Source organism: Hahella sp. NS-SX17 (genome assembly GCF_057367735.1).
Window position 1 is genome coordinate 4,869,894 of sequence record NZ_CM170632.1, and the last position, 12,037, is coordinate 4,881,930.

Genomic DNA, 12,037 nt, shown 5'->3' on the forward strand with positions numbered 1-12,037 from the left:
GTCATTTCTCAGTTGATCAGGCCAGTTCCGCGAAGTATCGGGATGACTTGTCCAACCGACGGTGCACGCCGCCGTAAATAGGGTTGCCGTAATCCCGGTAGTTGTAGTCTTTCATTTCGTAGCGCACGAAATCGCGCAGGTAATCGAGCTGCTCCTGGGTCACTTCATCGCGTTCGTGCAGGTCTTTCACCATGGTGTAGAACTCTTCGAACTTGGCGACGAAGTTGTCGTCGCCGACGTTGAGCAGCAGGAACTTGAGATCATGCGGACGTTTGATGCCGCCGCGGTGCACGAAGCTCTCTGCGCCCATGAAGCAGAAGAAGCAGTAGTACTTGAATACTTCGAAGTGGCGCATGCTCTTGTAGATGCCGTCCACCATGCGGCAGACGTACTTCCACTCCTTGAACAGCGCGGTTTCGTAGTTCTCCAGATATTGACGGGAAAAGTCGTCGTCCTTGAGCATCTTGGTATGCAGCATGTCTACGATGCGATGCGCGCAAAGTAAGGTAAAGCCGAGTCCGGTGCTAAACCAACCATCACCTCCTACCGCCGAACCCGGCAACATGGCCCAACGATCGCCGACCGCTTGTTTTGTGCGAAACTGAATGCGTTTGGTCTTGATAAACGGCATCAAGGTTTCGCGTCCCTTCAACATCTTTTCGACAATCGGATAACGTCCGATGATCTCCCAGAATTCTTCTTCCCCGGTTTTGTCATTGATTGGATAGGTGTCGATATCCAGGTTCAGCCCCACGCTGGTGACGCCGTTATCGAACGGGATGAACCAGATCCAGCCGCCGTCGAAGCAGTGGTGCTGGGTGCCGCGAATACGCGGAACCGGGGTGCGTCCGATAAAGGCGTCATCGCATTCCAGACTGCTTTCGAAGTCGCCAATGTCCTTGAAGTGGGTGAAAATACTGCGGCTGTTCAGCGGCGTATCCAGCTCTTCCTGCGGCACAATCAGGTCGTAACGCTGGGAAATCAGCGAACGATGGCCGGTGCCGTCGATAATGAACCTGGTTTTGATTTCGCTGGCGCTTCCGTCTGGACGGGAGCACTTGATCACCGCGCCGTCGTCATTGAATTCAATGTCTTCAACGGTGGTTTCCTCGAAATAATCCGCGCCGTAGCTGATCGCCACGTCCACCAGATATTTGTCGCTCTCCGCACGGTACAACTGCGTGTCGACTTCCGGGGTCTGCACAATGATTTCCGGCACAATCCCATTGCTCAGCTTGGCGGAGGACAATCCCGGTTCATGCCAGAAATAATGGAACAACTCCTTGGGTCCGCAGGTGATCGGCATGTGCGCGTTCATGATGGTGTCGTAACTGGCCAGATTAACGAACTCGGGAATGTCGTATTTCTGCCCCAGATGACGAATGGTCTTACTCATGATGGGCGTGGTCGATTCGCCCAGCGCGAAGCGGGGGTGCTTGCCCTTTTCTATCAGCGCCACAGTGTGGCCCAGTTTCGCCAGCATGATGGCGCTGGCGGCGCCTCCAAATCCTGATCCGATGATTGCAACGTCGTACATAACTTTATCCATCCGTATTAATGTGCCCGTTTCTGTCCAAGGTCCCCGTCTAGGCCGCCGTCATGGACGGCAAGGCCTGACGAATCCTGTCCGTGTAGCTTTTGAAGTACTCCGTGCTACACAGTTTCTCCGGCAGCACACGGGTCAGGTAATTGATGTATTCAAAGGGGCTGATGCGATTGCCATCCACGTCGAAAGTGGACTCATGTATCCCCTCGCCGCTGCGGAAGCGCAGGAAGCGAGTGGACGGCAGCCGCAGAATGGCGGTTTCTTTCGCCATCAGTCGCACCTGCTCCTTGCTCAGTTCAGGATGCCGACGCTGCAGGATGGCCGCGTTGAGAGAATTGAGCAGCCACTCGATTTCTTTGATATAGCCGCCGATCGCCTCTTTGTTGGACATGGTTTTGAAGCTGAATTCGAGGTTGGACTCGCCGCCCTCCTCACTGCCGAACATCTCCAAAGCGCGGGGATACCAGAGGTTGATCTTTTTCTGGATGTCCGCCAGGGTCCATGGGCCTTCGCCCACCGCCGCCATTTCGCAGATTTCCTTCAGCACTTCCCAGCCGGTCTTCAGGTGGAAAGCCTCTTCTTTCAGCATGGGACGCATGCTGGCGGCCATGGGCGCGTAGGCGAACTCTTCCTGCATGGTAAGCTGGAAGCGCCCTACCCGGTCGATGAAGCAGGCGAAAGTGACGTTATCCAGTGAATCCGTAAACGGAATGTTGAAGGCGTCCAGCACATGGGAGCCGGTGTTCATGGACAACAACTCGTCCAGCGTATTCTCCGCGATGCGGCTGGACCCGGTGGCGGACCAACTGGGGTCGTGTGACAGCACCCAGAACATCTGGTAGGCGTGACGAAACTCTTCCGCCATGATGCGCAGTACGCTGAACTTCGCCTTATCCGTGTAGCAGGTGTTCACCGTGTCCATATGCTGCTGGATAGAGCCCAGCTCAGTACTGCACTGGGCCTTGATGATGCGCAGCGCCTGATACAGCATGGAGCCTTTCATTTCGCGGGCGGTGGCGTACTTCTTCACGCCCTGGTACTTGCCCTGATTGATGAGATCCGCTTTCACTTCGGAGAGTTTGGCGGTCAAACGCCAGGCCGGATCATTGGGGAAGTAGACATCCCAGTACTTCTCCAGCAGACCGATGTCCGGGAAGTTCTTGCGCTGCCATTCGATCAACGCGTCGTGATACTTCTTATCAATGGTGTATTCGTTAATGGCGGCCATTTTCCTATGCCCCTTTAAAGTTGGGTGTGCGTTTTTCGATGTACGCGCTCATGCCTTCCTGACTGTCCGCGCCGATGAATAGTTGTTCCTGCAGGTGGCGCTCCAGCAGCAGCGCTGAGGGAATGCTCTCCGCATAACCTTTACTGATGGCCAGCTTGGCGTAGCCGATGGCGGCGCTGGCGCCGTTGGGCGGCAGAAACCGGGTCATGTAACGCGCCACCCAGGCCAGGGGATTTTCCTCCTCGATGCAACGGAACAGACCTGTTTCCACCAGTCGCGCCAACGTCACTTGTTTGCGGGCGAGCGCTGCGGGAAGCTGGCTGGGATAGCGTTGCAGAATCGCCAGCTCACCGGTGGGCAGCGCCACCTCCGCGTTCAGACCGGACTGGTCGCAGAAGCGGAAATCGCAGGCCAGCGCCAGTTCCATTTCCAGCTCCGACATGGCGCGGTCGCAGTAGAGCACGCACAGGCGGGCGAAGCCGTCGATGCGGGAGAACACCCTGCGTCCGTACTCAACCACGAAGTCATCGTTATCAATCAGTTCGTCGGCTCGCAGGAGACCCGCAGACAGATCGATCGCCAAGGCGTATACGTCTTCGTCGATGCGGGCCTCCAGCAGCCGTTCGTTGAGCGCGCGCAAGGTGGAGAACGCATCCGCCGAGGCGCTGGCTTCGGTCAGAGTAATCACCGCCAGCCCGTTCTCTTTACGCAGGGTCGCCAATCCTTCAGGGAACGGCGTACTCAGGCTCTGCGCGAGCGCCGCGCCGGTTTCACTGGAGAGCGTCGGCGCCGGTTTCAGCGCGTTCAGTTGCTCGCGGGTGAAAGCGATGGCGCGATTGAGGAAACCTTCCTGGGGATATATTTCGTCCACCAGACCGATTTCTTTCGCCCGCTCCGCACTGATGAACTGCCCCTGGGTGATCATTTCCAGCGCGGTCTGCGGTCCCACCAGACGCGTCAGCCGCTGCGTGCCGCCCATGCCCGGAATAACGCCGAGGCGCACTTCAGGGAAACCGATGTTGTACTCGCCTTCCACCGCCACTCGCTTGTGCGCCACCAGCGCCAACTCCAGTCCGCCGCCAGTGATGTTGCCGTTGATGGCGGCGACGATCAGCTTCTTGGAATGCGTGATCGCTTCCAGCACTTCCGCCGCGTACAGAATGAAGTTGGAGTTGAACTTCTTGCCTGCGGTCAGCAGCATGCCGATGTTCACTCCGCCGGAGAAAAAGCGCGCGCCCTTGCCAGTGATGATGATCGCCTGCACCTGCGGGTCCGCCTCCAGCGCCAGGAACTTGTATTCCAGTTCATGCAGCAGGTCGTAAGTCAGTGTGTTGGCGGACGGATCGTCCAGTTCCAGAATGGCGATGGACTCATCCAGGCGATTGTTGATAAAGCGAAAATCCATGTTTGTCTCCTTGCTGGCGTTGCGGAATCAGGCGGGCGACGCCTGCAGTTTCTGACCTGCGCGGGCGCGTCTCATACTGCGCACCACATCGCCGACTTCATCGAGAAAACGCGGGTGTTTCAGGGTGAAGCCGGTGCTCTTCAATTTGGCGTTGCTGATGCGCTGGGACAGAGTCATGAATTCCACCGCGCACTTGCCGCCCAGGATCGCCACCAGCCATCTCGGCATGGTCATCACCCGCGTTTTGCCCAGCGCTCTGGCGATGGAGGTGACGAATTCGCGCTGAGTGACCGGCTGGTCGTCGGCGATGTGAAAGAATTCACCGGCGTATTTGACGTCAGTGATATGCGCGATGGCGCGACCGACGTCCTCCACGTGTCCAGTGGTGATGTAGTTCTTGCCGTCGCCAACCACGCCCATCTGCCCTTTTTCCAGCGGCTTGACGAAGACCTCGTCAAAGGAAGAAGTGGGCTTGTCGCCGTACACTACGCTGGGCGCTACGGCGATGATCAACGGCAGTCCTTCGGCAATCGCCTGCTGGCACAGCTTGGTGGCGGGCGTCGCGACCCGGTTGAAACCGGAGGGGGTGTAGCGAATGGGGGTTTCTTCCGTCACCCAGTCCACGCCCATGTCTTCGAAGATGGTGGTGCCGGTGACGTTGACCACCGCTTTTATGCCTTTTCGGCGCGCCAGATCGATAGTGACCTTGATCCAGCGGGTGTATTTCTCGCAGCACTTTTCCGCGTGGCTGACGCTGAAGCGCGCCGGCATGCCGTCGGTGAAAAAGCCCAGCACATTGATGGCGTAATCGATCCTGGGCAGCTTTGAAAGCCACTCTTCGGGGCGGTAGACATCGCCCATGACGGGGGTGACGCCGATGGATCTCAATTTGGCGGCGCTGGCTTCACTGCGCGCCAGCCCCAGTACTTTATTGCCTTTGGCGATATGGCTTCTGGCGGTTTCCTCGCCGATGAATCCGGTTGCGCCCATAATGAATATGGTGTCCACAGTGCCTCCTTCTAAAGACAGTCTTTGTTTCGCGTGCTTTTAATTGTTGTCGCAGTGGAATCCGCCGAAGCGTCGCTCTATCCCTGCGCCCGTCGTTCAATCCCGGTACTTGTCCTCGTGGGTGAAACGGGCCGCCGGAATACGCCTTTTGCCTGTCCCCGGCTGGCTGACGCCTTTGCCGATGGTCAGAATCATGGCGATCTCCACTCTGTCTTCATCCAGTTGCAGAAGCTCGGAAACCCGTTTGTAGTTGAACCCGGACATGGGACAGCTCTGATAGTCCAGCGACTCCGCAATCAACATCACCGACATGGCGAACAGATTCGCGGAACGCATGGCCTCATCTCTTTCCAGCGCAGGATTGTTGGCGTAAATGGAACGCAGCATGTTGGCGAACGCTGCACGGTCCTGGGGATTGCGGCTGTGACAGAACGGCATGCCGGGGGCGGCCCAAGCTTTCTTGTCGGCGCACACCACCATAATCTCCGCCGCTTCGCTGATCTGCTTTTGATTCCAGGCCGCTTTCAGAATCTCGTTTCTGAGCGCCTGGCGCCGCACCCGGATCACGCGCCAATGCTGTATGTTGAAGGCCGAAGGCGACAGGCTGGCCTGCTGCAGGATGTACTCCACGTCCGTTTCCGGAATGACGCATTCAGGATGGAAGCGTTTATACGCCTTGCGCTTGCGCAGCAGTTTGGAAAGCACCGCGGCGTCCTGACGTTGCGAGCCCGGCTTGGTGCGCTTGAAGTATCCGGTGTCCGCATCGGCCACCCAGTCTTCTATGGTTTCGTATTCGCCTTCGATGAATAACATGAGCCTGCAATCCGTGATTTCGCTGTTTAAAAAACCTTAATTGACTCCCCTTCTCGTTGGCTACAACCAAAATCGGGACACAATGTCTCACCATTAACGGTTGCTCACAGGCGCCCCGCTCATTAAGAATTTGGCCCATAGCAAAGTTAGAACGCTTTATTTAAGTGTTTGAATTAACGAGAGATAGGGAATGCAGAAGGCGCATTTCGGAAGTGGAGCCCAGTATGAGATTCAAACCAGAAACGGGTAAGTTCAGAACGGAGACGGGATTGTCCCGGTTATTTACCCACGGCGCGGCGACCTGGAATGAAAACGATAGTTTTCTCTGGCGATTCGTACGCCAGACGGCGGAGGAATTCGCCGAAGCCGCCGAGCGGTTTCTCATTCAGGCGACGGAAAACGCCGCCATTCCTTCCGAAAAAGAGCGCAAGTTCGCTCCCGCCGCCGCATTGCGCTCGTTGCGCAGCCGGCTGTTCCGGTCTCACCGGGAAACCGGCGCCTTCAAGCGCATTGTCATGGTGAAGTTCAAGGACGACGCCTCCGCTGCGGATATCGACTGTTTTCAGCAGGCGCTCAATCGCCTCGCCGCCCTGTCCGAAGGTCTGTTGAGCATGGATTGCGGCCCCATTCACCGACTGCAGGGAGAGGAATCCTTATCGGCGGTGTCGCCCGATGTCAGTTATGGAGACTTCATCTCCATCTGGACCTTCAAGTCGGAGCACTACCTGCAACGCTTCATCGACAATCCCGAGCACAAAAAGATCGCGGCGCGTTATTTCAAGCCCGTAGTGTCCAACCGATATGTCATCAATCACCTGTCCCGGCCCCACGACGCTTGAGTCGCGGAGCGTCCGGCGGCGATCACACAGGAAATCAGCGGAGATTCATCATGCACAGAGGAACACTTTCCATCGCATTTCTGACGGCGGCGCTGACGGCCAGCGCGGTTCAGGCGGGCAATTACGACGAGAAGAACATCAATGGATATCTGGACCCTATTGCGGCGCTCCATCAGTCGCCATCCCAAAAAAAGGGCTTAGAGATTTACACCCATCAGTACCTGATCGATGAGGGCTGGACTTCCACAGAAGCGCGTATGGAAATGACCCTGGTGGACGCCCAGGGACGCACCAGTAGACGCCTGGTGATCAAAAAAATGATGGAGGAAGCCGGCGTGCCCGATAAGACCATCGGCATCTTCGTCGAGCCCAACGACATCAAAGGCACTGTGATGCTTACCTTTGAGCAGTCTGAGGGCGCGGACAATCAGTGGCTGTTCATGCCCACCATCAAGCGCACCAAGAAAATCAACGCGCAGAACAAGTCGGGCTCCTTCGTGGGTTCGGAGTTCAGTTGGGAAGATATCTCTACGACAGAACTGTCCAAGTACACCTACAACCTGCTAAGCGAAACCCCGGATTACTGGGTGGTGGAGCGCACGCCGGTGTACGGCTATTCCGGTTACAGCAAGCAAGTCACCCATGTGGACAAGAGTAACTACCAGACCAGCTATATCGAGTTTTACGACGCCAAGGGCGACTTGCTGAAAACCTTGAAAATGACGGACTGGAATAAATATGAAGGCCGCTTCTGGCGCCCCAAACACTTTGAGATGGTGAACCTGCAAAACAAGAAACAAACCATTCTACAGCTCAGCGACTACGTGTTTGGCGAGGCGGACAGCGGTGAGTTCAACAGCTTCAACTTGAGCCGGGTGAGCAACGACACCCTGCGCCGCTTTTAACTCCGGCGCCAAAAGGGATGGTCATGCCCAAGGATACACGCTTGCGGTTTCATACTCGCAAATTGGGCGCGGCGCGACTGATTCTCGCCGCCGCCCTGCCCTGTTACGCCTGGGGAGCGGATATTTCCGTCACCAGCGCATACCTGAGCCCCGAAGTTTACTGGTATCCGCAGAACGGAGCGTCGATTCAGGACCACGGCAATGCGGCGCTGGCCGGCTCGGCGGAACTATTCACCTATCTGCCGCGCAACTGGAGTCTGAAAGCGACGCCCTACGGCCGTGTGGACTTTGTCGACGATAATCGCCACCGCGTCGACTTCAAAGAACTGGATTTCGAGTATTTCCACAACAGCCATATCGTCAATATAGGGTTACGTCATGTCTCATGGAGCACCGTGGAAGCGGTGAACGTACTGCCATTACAGGTGGCGGATATGATCAACCAGCGGGACATCGCCGGCGATCCCGCCGGCCAGGACAAGCTAGGCGCTCCCAGTATTCGCTACGCCTATCAGGCGGAATCCATGCAGTATGAAGTGTATGCGCTGCCCTGGTTTCGCGAGCGCACCCTGCCCAGTCGCGAGGCCCGTGAGAATCCCACCCGCGGACAACTGGAGTTCGACGAAGGCGACGCCCTGTTCACCGATGATCGGGACAATCACCGCCTGAGTTATGCGCTGCGGGTGGAGAAAGTAACCGGAGAGGTCAATCTGGCCGCCTTTCATTACGATGGTTATCGGCAGGACCCGCTATTTGTTCCCGGCGCCGAACCCGGACATTTGCGCCCGCTGTATTACAAAGTGAGGACGACGGGTTTTACGGTGCAGGGCACAGCAGGAAGCTGGCTGTATAAAGGCGAGTTCGCTTACAACAACACAGAAGAATCCAGCTCGCGCTATGCGTTGCCGACGGACTTTTTCGCCGCCGTAGCGGGGGCGGAATACACCTTTATCCGCCCCGAAGAACAAGCGGACCTCAGCGTTTTCGCCGAGTATATCTACGACTCCCGCGGCGATGGCGCATTGGGAACGCCCTTCGATCAGGACCTCTTCGTCGGCGTGCGCTGGGCCTCCAACGACTACAACGACAGCACGCTGATCGTCGGCGCCATTGCAGATCTCAATCACAGCGCCGCGGTCTATCACCTCAACTTCAAACGGCGTCTGACCCCCAATATCGCCATGGAGCTGACTTTGCGCGGTTACGACCCTGACGACAGCGATCCCTTGTATACCCTGCGCGACGACCCATTGATCAACGCTTCATTCACTTACTATTTCGACTGATCCGGTGATTCATTATGAACAGGCTAGCCCTCTTTCTCGCCCATCTGATCATCGCCGCCCCGAAACGGGTGATTGCGTGTCTGCTGTTACTGCCCTTGCTTCTGTCGCCGGGGTTGCAGCACATCAAATTCAACGACGATTATCGAGTGTATTTTTCCAAGGACAATGTGGACCTGGTGGCCTGGGAAAATCTGTTGGACACCTATTCCCGCACCGATCCGCTGATCGTGACGGTGGAGGCGACCCAGGGCGCGGACCTGTTCTCCCCGGAAGTGATGGAAGCAGTGCAGCGGCTGACGGAGGACTTATGGCAAGTGGATTTCGTCACCCGTGTGGATTCAATCACCAACTTTCAGCACATCGAGGCGGACGCAGAGGAAATCCTGGTGGAGGACTTGGTTCTGCCGGAGAAACTGCGGAATCCTGGCTATCTCAGCTCCCGCCGCGCCATCGCCGAGAGTGAACCGCGCATCAAGGACAGAATGCTGTCTCCCGATGGCAAAGTCACCGCTATTTATCTGCAGTTGATGATTCCCGACAAGGAAAACGCCATCGCCGAAGCCGCCGCCAAAGTGCGCTCTATTCGCGATGACTATGAGCTGCGTTACGCCAACATCGATATTCGTCTGGGCGGCATCGTTATGCTCAACGCCGCTTTCGACGAGTACGCCCGCGCCGATATGGCGACCTTGTTTCCGCTGATGTTCCTGATTTTTATGGTCATCATGGCGCTATTGTTCCGTTCCTGGAAAGTAACTCTGTGCATTGTGTTCTCGACCATGCTCACGGTTTTCTCCGCCTTCGGCGTCACCGGTTTTCTGGGTATCGAGTTCAGTCCCCACAGCTCCATTGCGCCTCACGTCATTCTCACCATCAGTGTGGCGGTAGGCATTCATGTGGCGCTCAGTTTCCTGTTCGGCCGCAGCCGCTATCCCAACCGGGATGAAGCGGTGAAGCACACGCTGCAGCAGAATATTTACCCTGTGACCCTGACCAGCCTCACCACCAGCATTGGCTTCTTGTCTATGCTGTACAGCGATGTGCCGCCGTTTCAACATCTCGGCGTGATGTGCGCGCTGGGCGTATTGTTCGCCTACATCAACGCTATGGTTTTGATACCCGCGTCCATGATGTTGATCAACATCCAGCGCGACCAGTCCGCCACTTCCGCCCTCAGTCACTTCTGCAAGGCGCTGGGGGAATTTCTGGTGCGCAGAAAAGCGCTGGCGGCAGTCGTGTTTCTGGGGCTAATAACGGCGCCGCTGTACGGGTTGCGCTATTTCACGATCGACGATCATCCGGTGAAAATGTTCGAAAAAGGCACTGAATTCCGTGACGATGCGGACTTTATCGACCAGCGGCTGGCCGGCACCACGACCATCCATTTCAGCCTCGATACCGGCGCTGAGCAGGGCATTTCCGACCCGGTCTTTCTGCAAGAAGCGGAAGCCTTCAAACAACACCTGCTCGACGATCCCATGATCAATCATGTGACGTCTTTGACTGACACGCTGAAACGGGTCAACAAGTCTCTGCATAACGGCGAACCTGCGTTCTACAAAACGGCGGACTCACAGGACGCCAACGCTCAGGCGCTGCTGTTCTACGAAGCCAACCTGCCTTTCGGCCAGGAGATCAACAATGAGATCAATATCGCCAAGTCCTCCACTCGCATGATCGCCACTATTGCTTCCTCCAGCTCCAGTGAAATCATTCATCTGGTGGACCGCACCCATCAATGGCTGCAGGATAATACCCAGAGTTTCCAAAGCCGCGGCGTGTCGGTGCTGGTGATGTTTTCTTACATGATTGAACGGCTGGCGGACAATATGATCATCAACGCCGCCCTGGCCACAGTACTGATCGGCCTGGTGTTAACGCTGACGCTGGGCAGTGTGCGTCTGGGGCTGATCTCCATGGCCCCCAATCTTGCCCCCATCCTGGTGGCGTTCGGGTTCTGGTCCCTGTTCGGTGGTTCACTGGACTTCGCCGCCGTGCTGATCTTCGCCATGACCCTGGGCGTAGTGGTGGACGACACCGTGCATTTCATCAGTAAATATCTGCGCCTGACCCGCGATCAGGGCAAGACTCCCAACGAAGCTGTAGTGGAAACCTTCCGCAGCATCGGCCCCGCCCTGCTGATATCCACCGTCGTCCTATCAGTCGGCTTCCTCGCCTTCTCCCTCAGCCACTTCCACATGAACGTGACCCTGGGCATCATGTCCTCCCTCACCTTCCTCACCGCCCTCATCTTCGACTTCATCATGCTCCCACTCCTCCTCCTGGCCTTCGGCCCCAAACCAAAACCCGTCGCTGAAACGCTGAAGAATACAGTGACGGCTTGAAGAATTTGGGAGTGGTTGGCGCCCACCGCCTAGTGCGGTGGGTTGAGAGGGGGACGCGACAGAGAGAGTTCTTCCACCTCTGAAAAACTACCTGCGTTGCCGCCAACGTTTTTTAGAGATTCCCTATCCCTGATCTACACACCCCGTTCGCCCTGAGCCTGTCGAAGGGCCTCCCAGAGCGCTAATCTAAAATGACCAGCCTGGGCAGAAAAAAAGCCAGATTTCACATTAGTAATCCACTAGTTCCTGATTTCGCCTGTCAAATAAGGGGCGAGTCATTAAGAGCCCTTCGACAAGCTCAGGGCGAACGGAGGGAGGCGCGGGGAAATCGCCCAGCATGTTCAATATTTGCCAAGTTGGCCGCCGAAAAAGAGGATGAGACTTAGGGAACCTCAGTCTCAGTAGAGTTGTACGCTCCCTGAGCTGGTTCGGGTTATTTTCCGAACTCTTTTGTCCACAATCATAACCGCGGACTGATGAGTAGTTTGACGCCCACGCCCCACCCTGTTCTACACGCCCCGTTCGCCCTGAGCCTGTCGAAGGGCCTCCCAGAGCGCTAATCTAAAATGACCAGCCTGAGTAGAAAAAACGGCTAGATTTCACATTAGTGATCTACTAGTTCCGGTGTTCGACTGTCGAATAAGGGGCGAGTCACTAAGAGC

The 12,037-nt window shown here is 56.5% G+C and carries 9 protein-coding genes; 4 read left to right on the top strand and 5 right to left on the bottom strand.

The window, feature by feature from the left end; all coding sequences use genetic code 11:
* Window positions 1-16: 16 nt before the first annotated feature.
* The 5 genes from AC2IBB_RS21650 to AC2IBB_RS21670 all read right to left on the bottom strand — a co-directional run bounded on the left by AC2IBB_RS21650 (window position 17) and on the right by AC2IBB_RS21670 (window position 6,000).
* Entirely contained in the window at window positions 17-1,537 is a 1,521-nt protein-coding gene (locus tag AC2IBB_RS21650; protein WP_486328817.1) for an NAD(P)/FAD-dependent oxidoreductase, read from the bottom strand.
* A gap of 49 nt (window positions 1,538-1,586) precedes the next feature.
* The gene (locus AC2IBB_RS21655; protein WP_486328818.1) at window positions 1,587-2,774 is read right to left on the bottom strand and encodes a Phenylacetic acid catabolic protein; all 1,188 of its coding nucleotides are present in this window, start codon (window positions 2,772-2,774) and stop codon (window positions 1,587-1,589) included.
* A gap of 4 nt (window positions 2,775-2,778) precedes the next feature.
* The gene (locus tag AC2IBB_RS21660) at window positions 2,779-4,179 is read right to left on the bottom strand and encodes an enoyl-CoA hydratase/isomerase family protein (protein ID WP_486328819.1); all 1,401 of its coding nucleotides are present in this window, start codon (window positions 4,177-4,179) and stop codon (window positions 2,779-2,781) included.
* 27 nt (window positions 4,180-4,206) lie between these two features.
* Window positions 4,207-5,187, bottom strand: a complete 981-nt coding sequence (locus tag AC2IBB_RS21665; RefSeq protein ID WP_486328820.1) for an NAD-dependent epimerase/dehydratase family protein — start codon at window positions 5,185-5,187, stop codon at window positions 4,207-4,209.
* A 96-nt stretch (window positions 5,188-5,283) separates the two neighbouring features.
* Window positions 5,284-6,000, bottom strand: a complete 717-nt coding sequence (locus tag AC2IBB_RS21670) for a nitroreductase family protein (protein WP_486328821.1) — start codon at window positions 5,998-6,000, stop codon at window positions 5,284-5,286.
* A gap of 224 nt (window positions 6,001-6,224) precedes the next feature.
* On the opposite strand from AC2IBB_RS21670, the gene AC2IBB_RS21675 reads away from it, so the two are divergent.
* From AC2IBB_RS21675 to AC2IBB_RS21690, 4 genes are read left to right on the top strand one after another with little or no spacing between them, the layout of a single operon-like run.
* Window positions 6,225-6,839: a Dabb family protein gene (locus AC2IBB_RS21675; RefSeq protein ID WP_486328822.1), complete on the top strand. Its 615-nt coding sequence runs from the start codon at window positions 6,225-6,227 to the stop codon at window positions 6,837-6,839.
* 50 nt (window positions 6,840-6,889) lie between these two features.
* Window positions 6,890-7,744, top strand: coding sequence for an outer membrane lipoprotein-sorting protein (locus AC2IBB_RS21680; RefSeq protein WP_486328823.1), 855 nt, complete (start codon window positions 6,890-6,892; stop codon window positions 7,742-7,744).
* 23 nt (window positions 7,745-7,767) lie between these two features.
* Window positions 7,768-9,030, top strand: coding sequence for a hypothetical protein (locus AC2IBB_RS21685; protein WP_486328824.1), 1,263 nt, complete (start codon window positions 7,768-7,770; stop codon window positions 9,028-9,030).
* Between the two features lie 14 nt (window positions 9,031-9,044).
* On the top strand, window positions 9,045-11,375 hold the full coding sequence (locus AC2IBB_RS21690) for an efflux RND transporter permease subunit (protein WP_486328825.1): 2,331 nt from the start codon (window positions 9,045-9,047) through the stop codon (window positions 11,373-11,375).
* The last annotated feature ends 662 nt before the right edge of the window (window positions 11,376-12,037 follow it).

Coding starts and splice junctions, on each gene's coding strand:
- AC2IBB_RS21650 (WP_486328817.1), bottom strand. CDS start 1,537: ATGTACGACGTTGCAATCATCGGATCAGGATTTGGAGGCGCCGCCAGC.
- AC2IBB_RS21655 (WP_486328818.1), bottom strand. CDS start 2,774: ATGGCCGCCATTAACGAATACACCATTGATAAGAAGTATCACGACGCG.
- AC2IBB_RS21660 (WP_486328819.1), bottom strand. CDS start 4,179: ATGGATTTTCGCTTTATCAACAATCGCCTGGATGAGTCCATCGCCATT.
- AC2IBB_RS21670 (WP_486328821.1), bottom strand. CDS start 6,000: ATGTTATTCATCGAAGGCGAATACGAAACCATAGAAGACTGGGTGGCC.
- AC2IBB_RS21675 (WP_486328822.1), top strand. CDS start 6,225: ATGAGATTCAAACCAGAAACGGGTAAGTTCAGAACGGAGACGGGATTG.
- AC2IBB_RS21680 (WP_486328823.1), top strand. CDS start 6,890: ATGCACAGAGGAACACTTTCCATCGCATTTCTGACGGCGGCGCTGACG.
- AC2IBB_RS21685 (WP_486328824.1), top strand. CDS start 7,768: ATGCCCAAGGATACACGCTTGCGGTTTCATACTCGCAAATTGGGCGCG.
- AC2IBB_RS21690 (WP_486328825.1), top strand. CDS start 9,045: ATGAACAGGCTAGCCCTCTTTCTCGCCCATCTGATCATCGCCGCCCCG.